At 38.4% G+C, this 19,143-nt stretch carries 16 protein-coding genes and 1 riboswitch; of the genes, 2 read left to right on the top strand and 14 right to left on the bottom strand.

Annotated features, from left to right (window positions below):
• The first annotated feature begins 91 nt into the window (after positions 1-91).
• Complete coding sequence (gene rluF, locus EIY84_RS05670) at positions 92-826, top strand: 23S rRNA pseudouridine(2604) synthase RluF (RefSeq protein ID WP_124641071.1); 735 nt, start codon at positions 92-94, stop codon at positions 824-826.
• Between the two features lie 351 nt (positions 827-1,177).
• On the opposite strand, the gene EIY84_RS05665 is transcribed toward rluF, so the two are convergent.
• From EIY84_RS05665 to EIY84_RS05625, 9 genes are all read right to left on the bottom strand, one after another.
• Positions 1,178-1,768: a hypothetical protein gene (locus EIY84_RS05665; RefSeq protein WP_124641068.1), complete on the bottom strand. Its 591-nt coding sequence runs from the start codon at positions 1,766-1,768 to the stop codon at positions 1,178-1,180.
• Between the two features lie 127 nt (positions 1,769-1,895).
• The gene (locus EIY84_RS05660; protein WP_124641066.1) at positions 1,896-3,923 is read right to left on the bottom strand and encodes an RCC1 domain-containing protein; all 2,028 of its coding nucleotides are present in this window, start codon (positions 3,921-3,923) and stop codon (positions 1,896-1,898) included.
• Between the two features lie 68 nt (positions 3,924-3,991).
• Entirely contained in the window at positions 3,992-4,528 is a 537-nt protein-coding gene (locus EIY84_RS05655) for a hypothetical protein (RefSeq protein WP_124641064.1), read from the bottom strand.
• Between the two features lie 296 nt (positions 4,529-4,824).
• Complete coding sequence (gene ctlX / locus EIY84_RS05650) at positions 4,825-5,751, bottom strand: citrulline utilization hydrolase CtlX (protein WP_124641062.1); 927 nt, start codon at positions 5,749-5,751, stop codon at positions 4,825-4,827.
• A gap of 96 nt (positions 5,752-5,847) precedes the next feature.
• Positions 5,848-6,228 (bottom strand): hypothetical protein, encoded by a 381-nt coding sequence (locus EIY84_RS05645; protein WP_124641060.1) that lies wholly within the window; start codon positions 6,226-6,228, stop codon positions 5,848-5,850.
• A 30-nt stretch (positions 6,229-6,258) separates the two neighbouring features.
• Positions 6,259-6,945 carry a copper homeostasis protein CutC gene (locus tag EIY84_RS05640; RefSeq protein ID WP_241154739.1) on the bottom strand — a complete coding sequence of 229 codons (687 nt, stop codon included), beginning with the start codon at positions 6,943-6,945 and terminating at the stop codon, positions 6,259-6,261.
• Positions 6,920-9,385 (bottom strand): glycoside hydrolase family 2 protein, encoded by a 2,466-nt coding sequence (locus EIY84_RS05635; protein WP_241154738.1) that lies wholly within the window; start codon positions 9,383-9,385, stop codon positions 6,920-6,922. Before EIY84_RS05635 ends, EIY84_RS05640 begins: the two co-directional genes overlap by 26 nt.
• A 1-nt stretch (position 9,386) precedes the next feature.
• Entirely contained in the window at positions 9,387-10,373 is a 987-nt protein-coding gene (locus EIY84_RS05630; RefSeq protein WP_124641058.1) for a N(4)-(beta-N-acetylglucosaminyl)-L-asparaginase, read from the bottom strand.
• 129 nt (positions 10,374-10,502) lie between these two features.
• Positions 10,503-12,746: a glycoside hydrolase family 20 protein gene (locus EIY84_RS05625; RefSeq protein ID WP_124641056.1), complete on the bottom strand. Its 2,244-nt coding sequence runs from the start codon at positions 12,744-12,746 to the stop codon at positions 10,503-10,505.
• Positions 12,747-12,961: 215 nt separating this feature from the next.
• Positions 12,962-13,063, top strand: a riboswitch (SAM riboswitch).
• Between the two features lie 127 nt (positions 13,064-13,190).
• Between EIY84_RS05625 and EIY84_RS05620 the strand changes: the two genes are divergently transcribed.
• Positions 13,191-14,519: an O-acetylhomoserine aminocarboxypropyltransferase/cysteine synthase family protein gene (locus EIY84_RS05620; RefSeq protein ID WP_124641054.1), complete on the top strand. Its 1,329-nt coding sequence runs from the start codon at positions 13,191-13,193 to the stop codon at positions 14,517-14,519.
• A gap of 79 nt (positions 14,520-14,598) precedes the next feature.
• Here EIY84_RS05620 and EIY84_RS05615 read toward each other — a convergent pair whose 3' ends face one another.
• From EIY84_RS05615 to rpsK, 5 genes are all read right to left on the bottom strand, one after another.
• The gene (locus EIY84_RS05615) at positions 14,599-16,464 is read right to left on the bottom strand and encodes a glycoside hydrolase family 35 protein (protein ID WP_317124606.1); all 1,866 of its coding nucleotides are present in this window, start codon (positions 16,462-16,464) and stop codon (positions 14,599-14,601) included.
• Positions 16,465-16,553: 89 nt separating this feature from the next.
• Positions 16,554-17,042 carry a 50S ribosomal protein L17 gene (gene rplQ / locus EIY84_RS05610; protein WP_124641052.1) on the bottom strand — a complete coding sequence of 163 codons (489 nt, stop codon included), beginning with the start codon at positions 17,040-17,042 and terminating at the stop codon, positions 16,554-16,556.
• A gap of 13 nt (positions 17,043-17,055) precedes the next feature.
• Positions 17,056-18,048, bottom strand: a complete 993-nt coding sequence (locus EIY84_RS05605) for a DNA-directed RNA polymerase subunit alpha (RefSeq protein ID WP_124641050.1) — start codon at positions 18,046-18,048, stop codon at positions 17,056-17,058.
• Between the two features lie 31 nt (positions 18,049-18,079).
• Complete coding sequence (rpsD, locus tag EIY84_RS05600; RefSeq protein WP_124641048.1) at positions 18,080-18,688, bottom strand: 30S ribosomal protein S4; 609 nt, start codon at positions 18,686-18,688, stop codon at positions 18,080-18,082.
• A 65-nt stretch (positions 18,689-18,753) separates the two neighbouring features.
• Positions 18,754-19,143, bottom strand: a complete 390-nt coding sequence (gene rpsK / locus EIY84_RS05595) for a 30S ribosomal protein S11 (RefSeq protein WP_124641047.1) — start codon at positions 19,141-19,143, stop codon at positions 18,754-18,756.

Below are 19,143 nucleotides of genomic sequence, written 5' to 3'. Positions count from 1 at the left end.
GGTGGATTTTTTATTTACCGACTTCCGGTTTCAGACGAAGAGCCTGTGATAAATCAATTTTAAGTATTTTTGCAGCATATAAAAAGAAAACATGGACGAATCCGGCATTAGAATAAACAAATACCTGAGCGAAATTGGATACTGCTCACGAAGAGAAGCCGACAAGTTGGTTGATGCTCAGCGTGTAAAAATCAACGGTAAAATCCCTGAAATGGGTACCAAAGTACTGCCCGGAGATGTGGTTACGGTGAACGATAAAGTCGTAGAAAAACCCAACGAAGAATTCGTCTATCTTGCCCTGCACAAACCCGTTGGGATAGAGTGCACCACCAACAAAACCACCCGCAACAACATTGTGGACTATATGAAATACCCCAAAAGAATATTTCCCGTTGGTCGTTTGGACAAAGCCAGTGAAGGGCTGATCATCATGACCAACGATGGGGATATTGTCAATAAAATACTTCGTGCCAAAAACAACCACGAAAAAGAATACATTGTAACGGTGGACAAACCCATCACGCCTAAATTTTTACAAAAAATGTCTGCGGGAGTTCCTATTTTGGATACCGTAACCAAAAAATGCACGGTAGAAAAGCTTTCGGATCGGGTTTTCAGCATCATCTTGACCCAAGGCCTGAACCGACAAATCCGCAGGATGTGCGAATATCTGGGCTACGATGTCAAAAAGCTGAAGAGAATACGAATCATGAACATCAAATTGGACATTCCGTATGGAAAATTCCGCGAATTGACCGCCGAGGAAATGAAAATTTTAAACCAAGATATCGGTCACTCCAGCAAAACGGAAGAAGCCAGTTATTAAAAAAAGCAACGCCACAACTCGGTTGTGGCGTTAACATTTTTCAGGTTTTGTGTCATGAAATCACTTGACCCGACTTCAACTTACTAATAACCAAAAGCAAGCAACACTAATCGATTACATTAGTAGTGCAAATATAAATTTTCTATCACGATAATCCAAAAAAAACATCAACAAAATGTTAATATTTGCTAATTTAACAATATCATCTTAAAACAAACACCAAAACACTTAATTATACTTAAAATTTTTCACACACTTGTGAAATTATACACCTTATTCATTAATCAATAAAAAAACCGCCACATTGAAAAATCAAGGTGACGGTCAAATCATTTCGTTTATTTTAAAAGCTTAAGGCTTCCAATAGGACCATACCGAACCGTTGAATACGGCCAGTCTTTTTGCGCCTGCTTTGTTGATGTACACCATCATCCCGGGAGCGGGATCTGTAACATCATTGGTATCTGCAACCTGTGGCAAAACCATCACTTTGCTGGTGGACTCCAATACCAAAACCCCTTTGGCAGTGGATGCATCCGCACCAATGATAGCCTTGGCCGTTGCCACCTCTGTCACTGTTGCTGAAGTAGGTTGGCTGTCCATAACATTCACCCTGGTCAGTGGAGAGTTAGAAGTTATGAATTTTGTTAGATCCGCTTCGTTGCCGGAGCTGAGATCGACCCAAGTATTGGTGTCTTTGTAATATTTTACTTTGGCTTTGGTAGCGTCCGAAGCATCGACCAAAATGGTTCCCGGAGTTAGGTCTGCCGCTGCCTGCACGGTACGAACATAAGGCAAAATGATCCCTTTGTTTTGTCCCGCAGCAAATTCGATAAGAACCGCATTTTTATTGCCTGCCGTCCCCGTTTGATCCCCGATGATGACTTGTGAAAAAGCCACTCCGGAAATCATGATGGATATACTTAAAATTAATTTTTTCATTGTTTTTCTTTTAAATTAATAAATCTTAAAAAAGTTCGGCAGAACTTAATCTTATATATAAAGTTTTATCACTTTGTAACTTCATCACTTCATCACTTCAACATCAAGTTCTGCCTCAACCTTTTATTTATGGGCAAGCTGCTTTATCGAAACACTTCCAATCTGTACCGTCATAGATGCTCAAGCATTTGTTTGTGGTATCGAAAACCATCATTCCATCTACGGCATTGCCTGCAGTTTTTATCGCTGCCATTTCCGTTGCGGAAAGTCTGTTGATCACAAAACCTTGGGTGTTGGATTCCAAAGCGATGTGTCCGGATTTTCTTACCATTGGCCAGTTGTCGGTGTTTTGAGCACCTGCTCTTTTCAAGAGTGTGATACCAACTTTTGTAGCTGGTCCGTTACCTGTAAGGACAGGGTCGTTGAAGCAGGCGGTAATACAACTTGAATACTCCGGATCTGCAGAGGTATAATTGCTTACGGTAATGGTAGAATACAAGTTAGAGCACTGTTTCACATCACCCGCAATACTAACATAATACGCATAATAAGTACCAATACCAACAGCTGACGGATTGGCTACAGCAGTTGTACCTGCAGCATCGGTAAACCATTTTACTTTGTACCCGTTGGGTGCAGAACCCAATTCCGCAAGTGTCAGTGATTTTGTTGTATTGGGACAGATCTTCAGGTTTTGCACGGCAGGCGATGTTGGCGAACCGCAAAGCAGGATAACAGAAGTGGCATAAGAAAATTTATTCGGATTGCCACTACCATTGGTACCATCTCCCATACTACCATTTGTTTTATGTCCTACATAACCAAAATACTGACTGCACTCTTTGATGTTGAGTGTGGTATGTCCTCCCGTTTCAACAGCCATGATATTGTTAGTAGGCAGCATTACATTTGTACCACTAGCGGAACTTCCCGACATATAGATAGGATCATAATAAGCACCTGATGTTGCACCTCCTATCATATTACCGTTATTATTTCCCCATGAATACATTTTTTTATCTGCAGTCAGTACGCTGATTGTTCCGTAGTTGATACCATCGTGTTCATTAGGAGATATCCACACCACATTGTCCAATGTCCCACTGTATCCTGTGTTGGCTGTATTGGGTTTGGCAGGTCTCACCCAAGAGTTTTGGTCTACTAACTCATTTGCATTACCATTAGTAGCATGATTTGTAGTGCCGTTCCCCAATTGTCTGTGACCGTTTTCGCCCATGCTGTAGAGCTTTCCATCGGAAGCCAACAAATAATAAGACTGTCCGCCTGACGACTGCGTCATCCCAATCATTTTTGGCACAACCCCTGTTCCTAAGCTTGGTTTTGTAATTTCGGTAGCAAAGGTTCTATCAGATGCTCCACTACCGTTATTTGTATAAGTACCCGTACCCCAAGTGTAGATTTTCCCATCAGAAGTGAGCGCCATCATGGCACGAGAAGTACCTCTCATGGCTACTACATTGGTTAGCGGTGTATTGGCTGCGGTAGAAACCCGGTGCCAAACATTGTCATTTGTCCCAGAACCCTGAGTACTACCATCCCCATTTTTAGAACCATTGAAAGAGAGCACCCATGCCTCACCTGTACAAGTTACAATACCCAATGTGGCATAAGATCCAAAAAGCATTTTCACATCTGCTGGATTTACTCCGTTGGGTAAGCCTTTTGAATAGGACAGGTTGCTCGCATTGGCTACTCCGGCAGTACCAATAGAAACAGCACCAAAAGCAGTTGAACCTTTTATAGCAGTTGCTACCATTTCATTTGTGTTCCCCCATATATAAAGACCATCTGAAGTGAGTAAAGCCATTTGGTTGTTGCTTCCATCACTCGCAGCGGTAGCTCTTAGAGGAGTACCGGTATAGTTGAACCCGTTAGTACTATTAATGATAGTCGGACCATACAAATGCCCATTGCCTGCCGGATTGGTAGTCTGCCCCCATACTTTGAAACTGCCGTTGGATTCTTTGATAATCGAGCTATGAAAATTCGACACCATATTATCGTACTCTATGGTATTGGGATCTACCGAGTTTATATAAGCATTGTCGTTACAACCAGTAACGCAGTATTGTGCATAGGTGAAAGTCGTAAAAAAGACCAACAACAATGCTAAAAATTGTTTGATTTTATTCATTTGTAAAAAATTTTATTTTTTGAAATTTTTATTTACATCGTGCGATATCATGATGTGAAATACCTTGGCTAAAAGCCGAACGACAAATGAAAAGGGGGAGGACGAACTCTAAACGAGTTGTGAGAAATACTTAAAACAAATCCTGCTGTCAAAAACAGCAACACGATTGTGTAGCCAAAATCAAAAACATGAAAAACAAATTCGTGATGCTTTCCAAAGTCTTGGCTCAACTGAATGCTCGGTATTGCTATACTCGAAAACCGATGAGAACTGCTGAATTTCTCGGAGCTTGTATAATTTACAAAACGATTCGTATGCTGAATTTTGTTTTGGTTGAGAGCAATCTTCTTTTTAAGCTCCTTGATTTTCTTTTGAGAATTTTCTTTAGGAACAAAAGAAGACGATTTTCTTTTTTGAACAACTGTAAGCTTAGTTTGAGGAGAAATAACTAATTGCGCTCCACTTGTTATGTGGATCTTTTCTACATGCTTTTTATTTGCATTCTCTTCATTGGAAAAAAATACAGCACCGTTTGTAAGATGTATTTGGGATTTGTTTGCGACAGATGATTGCGCGAAAACTAAGGTAGGAAAAGTACGAAACACAAATAGAAAATCCGCTGTACAACATACAACGGTTTATTACAAGTAATAAACTTTCTATTTTCCATTCTATTTTCTTCGTGCTTTTGGACTTGCAGAACCGTTGAGTATTAACAAATCGTTAATGCTAAAACTTCGCACTCGCAACTTTCCTTTGCAATATTATAAAAATTAATTGAAAAATTAAATATTTTTTTTTTAAAAAGCCCATTTATTTTCATGAAAAGCATAAATATTTTCACTTCCGAAAATAAAAAAACCACCCAAAAGGTGGTATCTAAATTACTGAAAAGATGTGCTTAAATCTTTGGTAAGAAGACTTCTGCTAACATGCATCTTGCACTACCGCCTCCGTTCACTTCAATGGTGTTGAGATCCGAGTAGATAATTTCTGAATATTTTTCTATGGCAATCACTTGCTCAGCATTCAAAGATTTGTAGGCCGTCTGGCTCATCACAAGAAAAGTTACGCCTTCGTTGTTGTTAACTTGAAGCATATTTCCGGCAAAATTTTGCATTTGTTGCTCGGTAATTTCAACAATCTCTTTACCGGAATTCAACAGTGTATTTTTCACCATTTTTCTCTCAGCAACATCGTCAATACAATCCAAACAAATTACAGCAAAACGATCTGCTACACACATCATCACATTGGTATGGTAGATGGGCAACCTTTGTTCTCCTGCCGTTTGATAACTGTGGAAAACCACTGCGTGATGCCCTATTTTTTCACAAAAATCTCTAAATAATTGTTCGTCCAAACGAAGAGAAACCGAGCCATAAGCGATCTTATTCACATGGTCGAAAATCATACTTCCTGTACCTTCCAAAAAAATATTTTCTTTTTCTGAAGCACTTAGATCGACGATTTCATCAACTCTAAAACCTTTAGATTGTACCATTTCCAAAATGTCCATTCTTCTCTCGTCTCTACGGTTGGGAGCAAACATTGGATAGAGAAAAACCTTTGCATCGGCAGAAAAGCTCACCCAATTGTTGGGGAAAATAGAATCCGGTGTATGCGGATCCAATGTATCTTTTACCGTAATAACTTGGATGCCTTTCTCGCGAAGTTTGGTTACGAAATTATTAAACTCTACCAACGCTTTTTGTTGGGTTTCATCGCCTTGTTGGTTCACTTGGAAATAATTATTTTCGGCAGTCTGAGCATTGTATCCAAAAGCGATAGGCTCTATCATGAGTACAGTATTGGTCGTCTGTTGCATTTTTATAAAAATTTGAAGACAAAAATAGGCAAAAAAAAAATCATGGAAGGACTAAAAAGATAATCCTTCCATGATGGAAATACGGTGTTTTCTATTTTAATTGTCCCAAGCCAAAGGAATGACATTTCCGTCTTGGGTAACGATCAGGGAATCGCCTTTTGAAATGGCCGAAATTCCGTTTCTTTCGTAATGAACTTCACCTTCATCTTCGGATTTTTTATCCAACTGAAAACGGCTGTTGTTGGCTTGTATGGTCAGGGTATTCTCACCGTCGAGGTTGGTAAAAATCACTTTCGCTCTGTACCCTTCCAAGCCTCTGTAGGTATAGGTATTGCTACCAGAACGATGCGCTTTATCCACAGACGGATCTTCCGCTGTCGTTTCAGATTTAACGATGTTTTTATTGCCCGATTCTTTAGTACAGGCGGTAAGTGTGAGTAGACCCAACATCAAAAGGCCAAGGATTGTTTTTTTCATTTTGTGCGGTTTTTAAGTTTAAGTTTATGTTTAGTGTTTTAGCTTTTTTATTTCGTCGATGTTCACAAAACTTTCATAGGGCAAAATGGCTGCTGAATGAAATCTTTTGCCACCGGTTGAGGATTTCAACTCATCGATATTTCCAGACCGAACACCACCTCCAATTAGGATTTTCACCGTATCGTTGTAGCGATCAATCATTTTTTTCAAAGTTTCTTTTCCTTCCATTGCCGAGGATTTCCCACCAGAGGTGAGCACTTCAGAAAAACCACAGTTCACCAAATCCTCCATTGCCGAAAATACATCCGGAGTTCTATCGATTGCTCTGTGAAACACACAGGGTCTGCCTTCCGACAACTGTACTAAGATTTTATTTCTATCGACATCCACTTCATGATTTCCTTTCAATATTCCGAATACGAAACCATCGGCACCGGCGTCTCTAAAGGCGATCAATTCCTTTTTCATCTCTTCGAACTCGGCATCGGAATAATTAAAACCGCCACCAACCGGACGAATCATAACATGGATGGGTGTGGCATATTTGGATTTTAGATAACGAAATTCTTCCAAATCAGGAGTCAGCCCACCTTCTTGTTGCTCGGTGCAAAACTCAATCCTATCCACAGAAGATTGCAAAGCCATTTCGGCAGAAGTGATTTCAAAACAAGCGATTTCTAACATTTCTATTTTATTTTTTAGGTTGAATAAAATCATTCAACGACTTCATATTTTTGATCTCGATTTCGTGTGGAGCGGTAATAATTTTGGTTTCACCGGCACCAAGATCAAAATAATTATCAGACAAATTTCCGTATAAATTTTCCAAATACAAACCTTTTACCAATTTATCTGTTGTAACTGCTATGCTATGACGATTTATTTTTTTTATTTGAACATTGGCTTTTGTTAAATTTAAGAATTTTGGAGCAACAAAAAAATAGTTCTGACGAATTTCTTTATCACTCTGCCAAAGCAGCTCCAGATAAGAACTGTTCACATCAAAACCGTTCAGTTCCGGGCAGTTAATTTGTAAAATCATCTTTTCGAGTTCGGATTTTCTCTCCGATTTCTTTGTCCAATTTTTCAAAATTTTCCCATTAAAATCCTTCAAAACAACAGTCAACTCCCCAGCTTCAACCCATTCGTCATCCCGATTGAGGTATATTTTATAGGCATTGTCCTTAAAATCTACGGTAAATAATGTCGGTTCAAAAGCTTTTTTTATGTCGAAATGAGCCGCTTTTTTATTTCCAAAATAATCCACAGAACTCCACGAAGTTACAGGCCAAACATCGTTCAGTTGCCAATACAAAGACCCCATGTTATACGGTTTTGAAGTCCTGTGGGCTTCAATCGCAATTTTCATTCCTCTGGCTTGCACCAGTTGGGACATGTAAATAAAATCTTCAAATTTCTCTGGAACTGGAAAATCCCTTTCCATATATGTTTTTATGGTTTCATATCCTGTTTTGTGTTTTTGATGGTTTCTAACTCCTGCATCTTCAAAACTCAAATTTTGGGTGAACGCTTGAAAGGTACTCGCCTGTGGCATACTTTGGAAGCCGTATTCCGAAACAAATCGTCCTACTTTTTCCTTGTATTTTTCAAAAGGCTCCATGCCCCACCAAACGCCCCAATAATGTACATCGCCTTCGGTGTAGGCTTGCTTCCTGCCCCATCCGTTGGAAGGAGAACTCTGCCAATAAATGGGTTTTTGTGCCGAAACCGAATCCAGCGTTTTGGGGATAATTTCTCGAAATAATTTCACATAATCCTTCCAAATTTTTGTAGAATCTTGCTTTGTATATCCCAATTGTTTTTGCCAACCCCAATTGTGCCAACCTTCGTCGTTCTCATTATTTCCGCACCAAATACCAAGGCTTGGGTGGTTTTGCAAACGGGTAACTTGGTCCACAACTTCTTTTTTCACATTTTCTAAAAAATCTTTATCGCCGGGATACATGGCACAGGCAAAAGGAAAATCTTGCCAAACCAAAACTCCTTTTTCATCACAGAAATCGTAGAGGGCATCGTCTTCGTAAATTCCACCGCCCCAAACCCGGATCATATTCATGTTGGCAAAAAGAGCTTCGCCAACGAGTTTTTCGTACTCTTTACCCGTCACAGTGGGCAAAAAAGAATGCAGAGGTATCGTGTTGCTGCCTTTTGCATACAGCTTTTTGCCGTTGAGTTTGAAATAAAAACTCTTTCCTGCGTTGTCTTTCTCTTGTACCAACTCTACGGTTCTGAGTCCAATTTTTATATTTTTTGAATTTAAAACCGTTGAACCTTTTGCCAAAGCAATTTCAAAATGGTACAAATTGGGAGTGCCCAAATCGTGAGTCCACCAAAGTTGAGGGTTTGTAATTGCCACCGGAAAATCCAAGGAATTCACTCCTTTCTTTAGTTGAAATTCTTTTTTATTTTTATTGATGGTTAAATTGTACACACCGGTTTTGTCAGCGTTGACAAGAATATTAAAAAGAATTTCGGCGTTTTCTTTATTAATTTTTTGTTGGTGTTTCACCGAGATAATTTCGGCATTGTTCCAAAATTTGAGCAAAATGGGTTTCCAAATTCCGGCGGTTACCAAGCGAGGTCCCCAGTCCCAACCGAACTGATATTGCGGTTTCCTTACAAACACTCTTTCGTTTTCCGGAAGTTTGTACGGCAGTTTGGCCATTTCTTCCTTTCCTTTTTTCACCGCAGAATTGAAAATAATTTTCAAATCATTCTTTCCAACATTCAAATGTTTTTTAGCATCAACTTCCCAAGTTCTAAAAAAATTATTGGCCGCTAAAATTTTCTTGCCGTTGAGAAAAACCTGTGCATAAGTATCCAAACCCAGAAACTGCAACTGAATATGATCTTGGTTCAATTCCTTTTTAGAAACTTCAAACTGAGTGGTATAAATCCAATTTTCATTTTCTATCCATTGTATTTTCTGTTCGTTGTCGGAATAGAAAGGGTCTTCTATTTTTTTATTGTAGTACAAATCGGTGTGTACGGTTCCTGGAACTTTTGCCGGGAGAATTTCCGATTTTCCTTCTTGGTTAAAATTCCATTTTTCCAAAGACAAATTCCTTTCCCATGACTGAGTGTAAAAGAAATTTATGGCGTAAAAAAAGAGTAAAAGAGAAGTGAATCTTTTCATGTTAAATTAAACTTTTTCCTTGAATTATCGTGTCTTCTGTATCGGTTCTCAGCGCATACGAGAAACCTTTTTGTAAGCAAAAAGCCCCTGTTTCTCCGTATTTGTTGAGGGCGATAAAACCAATCTGTATGTCTTTTGGGTTTTTCTTTCTATTCAAAATAAATTTATGAATTCGTTTCACGGCCTCTTCACAAGCTTGTTGCGGTGTTTTTCCTTGACGCATCAATTCCACCACCAGATGCGACCCGCAGGTACGGATAACCTCTTCACCGTGTCCGGTTGCTGTGGCTGCACCCACCTCGTTATCCACATACAAACCGGCTCCAATAATGGGCGAATCGCCAACTCTGCCGTGCATTTTGTACGCCATACCCGAAGTGGTACAGGCACCGGAAAGATTTCCGTCTTTGTCCAAAGCAATCATACCAATGGTATCGTGGTTTTCGATATTGACCACCGGTTGATATCGAGAAGTTTTCAACCATTCTTTCCATTCTTTTTCAGACTCAGGAGTGAGTAGATTTTCTTTTTTGAATCCTTGACTGAGTGCAAATTCAAAAGCACCATTACCCACCAACATCACATGAGGAGTCTTTTCCATCACGGCTCTGGCGACAGAAATGGGGTGCATGATGTTTTCTAAACAAGCCACCGAACCGATGTTTGCATTTTCGTCCATGATGCAAGCATCTAGCGTTACTTTGCCGTCTCTGTCGGGTCTTCCGCCATAACCAACGCTTCTTTCTTTTGGATCGGCTTCGGTAATTTTCACGCCATTTTCTACCGCGTCCAATGCTTTTCCTCCATTTTGTAAAATTTCCCAAGCACCGGCGTTGGCTAATTTTCCAAAATCCCAGGTAGAAATAACCACAGGCTTTCGTTTAGTTTTTGGTTGATTGGGCAATAACTCTTCTGCTTTCCAAGGTTGTACGGCTAATACTGCAGAAAGTATTCCTGCTTTTTTTATAAATTTTCTTCTGTTTTCCATAGTTGAAATTTTCATGTAACATTTCACAAAATTAGGACTGCAGTTAAAGATTTGAAATTAATGCTAAATTTTAATATTAAAATCAAATAAATCCATCTGCTGACTTATGCATCTCGCTCATTTTTTAATCTAGTCAACAGAAACTTCATCAACAAACAACCACGCCGGATATCCTGCACCAGCAAAACCATCGGGGATTTTGGTCGTGTTGGTAGCTAGCATTTTTATAAATCTGGCATTTTGGTTTCCGATGTTGATGTTCAGTTGACCGTTTGCTTTTACAATATCGGCATTTGGAATTTCTTTTATTTTGTTAAAATGAATACCGTCATCCGAAACAAACAGCTGAACGCTTTGTGGTAGATGAATCCAGTTTTCATTGGATTTTACAAAATTGGTTTTCACGGTAGAAAAATTGGTTTTTCCACCAAAATCTATTGTTGCAACCGCATCTTTACCGGTGAAGCCTAACCAATCGTTTCTGAATTTGGCAGCAACTCCTTCTATCCCATCGGTTAAAGTTTGGGCACCAATACCAAAATATTTTTCACTGGGTTCATTTTCTAAAACCACTTTTTTACCGGTTGATTTTGAGACTTTAATCTTTTGAGAAAAAACTTTAGACTTTATTTTTCCATTTTCAAAATACGCCGCTTGTACGGTGGAGCTTTTGTTGATTGGGAATGGCGAAATGTATTTTATTGAATTCAAATTCGGTTCGGAACCGTCTAAAGTATAATAAATTCCATGGGCACCGTCAAAACCTTTCAAGGCGAACACTACAGGATTTCCGGTTTCGTTGACCAACGATTTTCCGGTGACTTCAAAAATGGATTTGCTGTAATTAATCCCCAATAACTGAAGTAAAGAAAAATGCCTGAACAATCTTTTTTGAAACTCGTCATACGACGATTTTTTCCCCCACAACACTTCGGAAAGAGCCGCTATTCTTGGAAAAACCATGTATTCCACATGTTTAGAATCTAAAATGTACTCGGTCCAAAGATTGGCTTGAGCACCTAAAATATATTTTTTTTCATCCTCTTTTAATTCTTTAGGAATTGGGTTGAAGGAATACACTTTTTCTACCGTGGTATTTCCGCCAAAAGCAAGAGGTTCATTTTTGGCATCGCCTTGGTAGTGGTCGAAATAGCAAAAATCTCCAGGAGTCATCACCACATTGTGTTTTTGTTTGGCGGCTTCTATCCCACCTTCAAATCCTCTCCACGACATTACCGCCGCGTTTGGAGCCAGTCCACCTTCCAATATCTCGTCCCAACCGATAATTTCCCTTCCTTTTCCGTTCAGAAATTTTTCAATTCTTTGTATAAAATAGCTTTGGAGTCCGTGTTCGTCCTTCAAATTGAATTTTTTGATGAGCTCTTGGCAGTGTGCACATTTTTTCCAATTTTCTTTCGGGCATTCATCGCCTCCGATATGAATGGTTTTTGAGGGAAACAACGCAATCACTTCCGTTAAAACATCTTCCAAAAACTTGAAAGTTTCTTCTTTCGGACAGAAAACATTTTCAAAAACGCCCCATTTATTTTCAACAGGAATCTGTTTTCCTGTACATCCCAATTCTGGATAAGAGGCAATCGCAGCCACGGCGTGTCCCGGCATTTCTATTTCGGGTACAATGTTTACATGTCTATCGGCGGCATATTTTACAATTTCTTTTATTTCTTCTTGCGTGTAATATCCACCGTATCTTTCGTTATCGAATTTTTGCTCGCTGTAAGCTCCAATCATAGAGCCGTTTCTCCAAGCGCCTACTTCTGTTAGCTTTGGATATTTTTTAATTTCTATCCGCCAACCTTGGTCGTCGGTAAGGTGCCAATGAAAGGTATTCATTTTGTACATCGCGATAAAATCGATGTATTTTTTCACAAAATCTTTAGAAAAAAAATGTCGTGAACAGTCCAAATGCATACCTCTCCACTGAAAATCCGGACGATCTTCAATTTTTAGATACTGCATTTGGCCTTTGCTTAAATTCTCATGAATCAGCTGTATTAAAGTTTGTATGCCGTAAAAAATTCCTTTGCCGTCTCTCGCTTCTATAACCACAGTTTTACCCACCGTCAAGGTGTAAAAATCTTCCTTTAATTTCGTGTTCGATTTTAGAACAACATTCGGAATCCCGTTAGCAGAAAAGGAAGTTTGCTCAACATTAAATTTGAAATTCTGTTTTAAAAAATCTTCCAAATATTGAGCTTCTTTAGGAAATTCTTTAGCATTTATGAGCCAATTTTCACCAAATTTCAGCTCCCCTTTTTCTAGAATTAATGATTTTGGTTGTGGAATAAGTTCATTTTGAGAATAGAGGTTTTGAAAAACAAAAACCATGAGAATGAATAAATATCGTATCATTTTTACATTTTTATTAAGGCTTAAAGATACATTTTTTCTCAAAAACCAAAAGGCTAAAAAACTAGGGCCAGATACGATTAATAAAGTAAAGGGAATGAAAAAAACACCACACAATCCGAATGAATTTTTAAATATTTACAAAATAAAGTGAATTTTATTTTGAATATTCAAAAAATATGTCATTAATTTGCATCGTCATTTAGAAATAAATGAACAACTTATCCAGAAAGGTGGAGGGACTTGACCCGATGAAACCTTGGCAACCTGTCGAAAGATAAGGTGCCACATTCAACCCAAAAATTTGGGAAAGATAGGTCCGAAAATCAGTACGATAGTTATACAAAACTATATCCTACTCTTTCGACTTGTCGGAAGAGTATTTTTTTTCCGATGAATTCAGGATAAGTTGCGAATAATAGAAATTAACCTAAAATAATTTATACTATGAGCAATTTAAAATTCGAAACCTTGCAAGTACACGCAGGTCAACCTGTGGACAAAGACACCAATTCCAGAGCTGTACCGTTGTACCAAACGGCATCTTATGTTTTCAACTCGGCAGAACATGCAGCCAATCTTTTTGGTCTGAAAGAATTTGGAAACATCTACACCCGATTGATGAACCCGACTACCGATGTTTTGGAAAAAAGATTAGCGGCTTTGCACGGAGGCGTTGCAGCTTTGGCAACCGCTTCGGGACATTCTGCACAATTTTTGGCACTGACCAACATCCTGCAAGCAGGCGATAATTTTGTGAGCTCACCTTACATTTATGGAGGCAGTCACAATCAGTTTAAAGTTTCTTTAAAAAAATTGGGCATTGAGGCTCGATTTGCAAACGATGATCAACCTGAAAATTTTGAGGAATTAATTGATGAAAATACCAAAGCCATTTATCTAGAAACCATTGGCAACCCAACATTGAATGTTGCAGATTTTGATGCCATTTCGGAAGTGGCAAAAAAACACGGCATCCCGCTGATTGTTGACAATACTTTTGGTGCCGGCGGTTATCTGTTCAGACCCATTGAGCATGGCGCAAACATTGTTGTAGAATCGGCTACTAAGTGGATTGGTGGACATGGAACATCGATTGGAGGAATTATTATTGATGGAGGAAACTTTGATTGGGGAAGCGGCAAATTCCCACAATTCTCTGAACCTTCAGAAGGGTATCACGGATTGGTTTTCTCGGATGTATTTGGAGTCAATTCTCAATTTGGAAACATTGCTTTCATCATAAAAGCCAGAGTCGAAGGGCTTAGAGACTTTGGCCCAGCAATCTCACCTTTCAACTCTTTCCTATTGTTGCACGGCGTAGAAACCCTATCGTTGAGAGTGGAGAGAACGGTGGAAAACGCATTGAAAATTGCCAAGTATCTACAAAATCATCCTAAAATAAAAAATGTATTGTACCCAGGTTTGGAAACATTCCCAGATTACGAAAACGCAAAAAAATATTTTAAAAACGGTTTTGGAGGTGTGCTTAACTTTGAAATAAAAGGAGGGCGAGAAAGTGCCGTTCAATTGATCGATCATCTGCAACTGGTGTCTCACCTTGCCAATGTGGGCGATGCGAAAACACTTATCATCAATCCGGCATCGACCACCCACGAACAATTGTCGGAACAAGAACGATTGGAGGCCGGCATTCTTCCAGGACAAATCCGACTGAGTTTGGGCATAGAACACATCGATGACATTATCGCAGATCTGGAACAAGCCTTGAACACCGTGGAAATCCAAAATGAAATTTTAGAAGAAGCATTGTAAAAGTTAGAATCCTTATTCATGATCCTATAGTTGTTTTTCAAAACACCCGTCCAATCATCGATTAGGCGGGTGTTTACTTTTATTTTTTAGAAACCAATTGATCTACTATATGTTCTTTTTGACTGGAAATTGAGGTTTGATCCGTATCGTTGATCTGTTCGAAAATTTGTACGGTATTTTTACCATTTTTCAACCATACTCCCGGCACATACAAAGTCAATTGTGGGCCGACTTTAGACCAATACCTTCCAATGTTTCTGCCATTTACAAAGACAATACCTTTACCAAAATTTCGCATATCCAAGAAGGTATCTCCCACTTCTTTTAAGGTAAAAGTAGCTTCTTTTATAATGGGTTGATGAGCCTCAAACGCTTGAATATTGGTATTCATTTTTGGCATTTTATCAAAAGGCAAACGGTACATTTCCCAATGCCCGTCAATTGGTGTATCGTTCAACAAAACCGGTGAAATTATTCCTTTAAGATTGTTTACAATTTCGGCACCCCAATTTATTCTGCCCATATTTTCTACCAAGATGTCCAATTGTGCATTGGCAGGGATTTGTACATCCAAATCGTATTTTTTATAGTAGCGGTTTACTTCGCCCACCCATTTTCCGTTTACATAAATGTTGGCATAATCCCTAAGTCCTTTGATCAATAATTTTCCTTGTTCCGATTTTTTTACGGTCGTTCTGTACAAAACGAAACCGTAACCTTGGCCTAAAGTTTCGAAGGTCAAAGGTTGAGCAGCAACCACAGGTTTAATGGTTTTTACGAAATCAAAAATGGGTAATGACTTGGTGAATTTAATATCTTTAAACTCAATTAAAGGCTGTGCTTTAGGAACTTCTATGAATTTTTCAGACGATTTTGATTGAAATAATGCTCTAAGTGCATTGTATTTAGGAGTTGCCCAACCGGCTTCAGAAATGGGTGCATCGTAATCGTAGCTCGTAAGGTCGGGTTGTATGTCGTGGTTATTATCATAATTAGCTCCAGCCCAAAATGCAAAATTAGTCCCACCGTGTACCATATAATAATTGAATGAAACGCCATTGTCCAAATATTTTTTGGACTGAGCCACTACCTTTTCTGTGGAAACTCTAGGAAAAGGTTCTGCCCAATGATCCAGCCAACCCGGATAGTACTCTGCAACCATGTACGGACCCTGCCTGTTGTGATATTGGTTTACTGATTTTTTTAGTCTATCGACATCATCTTCACCATTGGCTGTTGGCAAAGCGCCTAAAACCGATCCTTCTTTGAAAAGAGAACTGGCATCAGAAGTAAACAATTTGGACTGAATACCGGCGTCAACAATCATCTTTTTAATTTTATGGGAATAAGTCCTGTGCTGATCCAAAGAAATGTCGGGTCTTTGAACGGCATAAGAACCGAACTCATTTTCCACCTGAACCATTATTACCGGGCCACCATTTTGAATTTCAAGAGGTTTAATTTGTTTAGCCAATTGCACAATGTACTTGTTACATTCTTCTAAAAAAGCCTGGTTATCGGTTCGGATTTCCAAGTTTTTATCATTTTGTAACCACCATGGATACCCCCCAAAATCCCATTCGGCACAGACATAAGGTCCAGGACGAATGATTACAAAAAGCCCAATTTCTTGTGCTGTTTTAATGAATTTCTTTAAATCTTTTTCACCGGACCAATTCCATTTTCCGGGAGCTTCTTCATGGTAATTCCAAAAAACATAGGTGGTAACAGCATTCAGACCCATTGCTTTCATCATGAGCAATCGATGTTTCCAATATTCTTTAGGAACTCTGGAATAGTGCAGTTCACCAGAATGGATTTTGAATTCTTTATTGTTTAAATAAAATTCTCCATTTTTAATTTCAAAAGTGGAGGAAGTATTCTGCCCAAACGAAAATAAAGTACAGAATAAAGTTAGTAACGCAATATAAAGGCGCATGGTCATAGAATAAGTTTTTTGAAATTCAAAAATAAAAAAATATAACAAAAAAGCCACCTAAAAAAGGTGGCTTAGTATTTAGAAATATAAATTTCTTATTCTTCAGTAGAAGCTTCTGGAGTTTCAACTGCTGGAGTTTCAGTTGCAGGAGCAACTTCTTTCTTAGCAGCTGGTTTTCTACTTCTTCTCGTAGTTTTCTTCTCTTCAGCTTTAGGATTGTAAAGTTCGTTGAAGTCAACCAATTCGATAAGAGCCATATCAGCAGCATCACCCAATCTGAAACCAGTTTTGATGATTCTAGTATAACCTCCGTTTCTTTCTGCGATTTTAGGAGCGATGGTTCTGAAAAGTTCAGTAACGGCTTCTTTATCTTGCAAATAAGCGAAAACTGTTCTTCTGTTGTGAGTTGTATCGTTCTTAGACTTCGTCAAAAGTGGTTCAATATAAACTCTTAAAGCTTTCGCTTTAGCTACTGTTGTATTGATTCTTTTATGAAGGATAAGAGAACAAGCCATATTGGAAAGCATTGCTTTTCTGTGAGAAGCAGTTCTTCCTAGGTGATTTATTTTTTTACCGTGTCTCATTGTTTTGTTTTAATTATTCTGCGTCTAACTTATATTTTGCTACATCAAAACCGAAGTTAAGACCTTTTGAATGTACTAATTCTTCTAATTCTGTCAAAGATTTCTTACCGAAATTTCTGAATTTCATCAAATCAGACTTACTGAAAGATACCAATTCTCCAAGAGTTTCTACTTCAGCAGCTTTTAGACAGTTAAGGGCTCTTACGGAAAGATCCATATCTGTTAATTTAGACTTCAATAGTTGTCTTGTATGTAGGGTTTCTTCATCGTACTGAACGGATGCTTTCACGGCTTCTGTTTCAAGAGTAATTCTTTCATCAGAGAACAACATGAAGTGATAGATCAAGATCTTAGAAGCTTCTGTTAAAGCGTTCTGAGGGCTGATAGATCCATCGGTTTCGATGTCCAATACTAATTTTTCGTAGTCTGTTTTTTGCTCTACACGATAGTTCTCAACTGCATATTTTACTTTTTTAATTGGCGTAAAAATAGAGTCGATGGCGATGGTTCCTACAGGAGCATTGTGAGATTTATTTTGTTCGCTTGGCACATATCCTCTTCCTTTCTCGATATTGAATGTGATTTCGAATTTTACATCCTTAGTCATATTACAAATTACCAAATCAGGATTTAGTATTTCAAACCCGTTGATGGTTTTACCTAGGTCACCGGCAGTTACTACTGTTTGTCCGGATACTTTAGCAACCACTTGCTCATTGGCTTGATTTTCTGCGTTTGCTTTTAATCTTAATTGCTTAAGATTAAGAATAATCTCAGTTACATCTTCAATTACTCCAGGAATTGTAGAAAACTCGTGCTCTACACCTTCAATTTTGATAGATGAAATTGCATATCCTTCAAGAGAAGAAAGTAAAACTCTTCTCAATGCATTTCCGATGGTAAGTCCAAAACCAGGTTCTAGAGGTCTGAATTCGAATTGACCTTTGAATTCATCTGAATTTAATAGAATTACTTTATCGGGTTTTATGAATTGTAATATTGCCATATTGTTGGGTTGAGCAAAAATTTGATTAAAATTATTTAGAGTAAAGTTCGACGATTAAGTTCTCCTTGATGTCTTCAGGAATCTGAATTCTTTCTGGAGCAGAAACGAAAGTCGCTTCTTTCTTCTCGTCGTTAAATTGCAACCACTCGTAGTTTGACTTAGAAGCCAAAGCATCGGTTACAACTTCTAGTGATTTTGATTTTTCTCTAACTGCGATAACATCACCAGCCTTCAAAGTATAAGAAGGGATGTTTACCAACTCACCGTTAACAGTGATGTGTCTGTGAGATACCAACTGTCTTGCTGCAGCTCTGGTTTTTGCGAAACCAATTCTGTACACAACATTATCCAATCTGGACTCGCAAAGTTGAAGCAATACTTCACCGGTAACCCCTTTAGCTCTTTGCGCCTTTACATAAAGGTTAGCAAATTGTCTTTCAAGAATACCGTAAGTGTATTTTGCTTTTTGTTTTTCAGTTAACTGGTTTGCATATTCAGACTTCTTAGCCCCTCTTCTTTTGTTAGGTCCGTGTTGTCCTGGTGGTTGATTTTTTCTTTTTTCGAAGTTCTTATCGTCTCCGTAAATTGCAACACCAAATTTTCTTGCAATTTTAGTTTTAGGTCCTATATATCTTGCCATTGTAATAGATTTTAGATTTTAGATTTTAGATTTCGTAAATGAAATTAAAAATTTAAAATATCAGATTATACTCTTCTTCTTTTTGGTGGTCTACATCCGTTGTGTGGCATAGGAGTCACATCAACGATTTCACTTACTTCAATACCAGAGTTATGAATTGATCTGATCGCAGACTCTCTACCTTGACCTGGACCTTTAACGAAAACTTTTACTCTTCTTAGACCTGCTTCGTGTGCAACTGCTGCGCAGTTTTCAGCGGCCATTTGAGCAGCGAAAGGGGTATTCTTTTTAGAACCTCTGAAGCCCATTTTACCTGCAGATGCCCAAGAAATAACCTCTCCATTTTTATTTGTCAAAGAAATGATGATGTTATTGAAAGACGCTTGGATATGCGCTTCACCAATAGCTTCAACTTTTACTTTTCTCTTTTTTACTACTTTTGTTTGTTTTGCCAT

Source organism: Amniculibacterium aquaticum (genome assembly GCF_003852705.1).
GTDB lineage: Bacteria > Bacteroidota > Bacteroidia > Flavobacteriales > Weeksellaceae > Amniculibacterium > Amniculibacterium aquaticum.
Note: the sequence above shows the minus strand (reverse complement) of the source record. Positions and strands in the feature narration are given on the sequence as shown.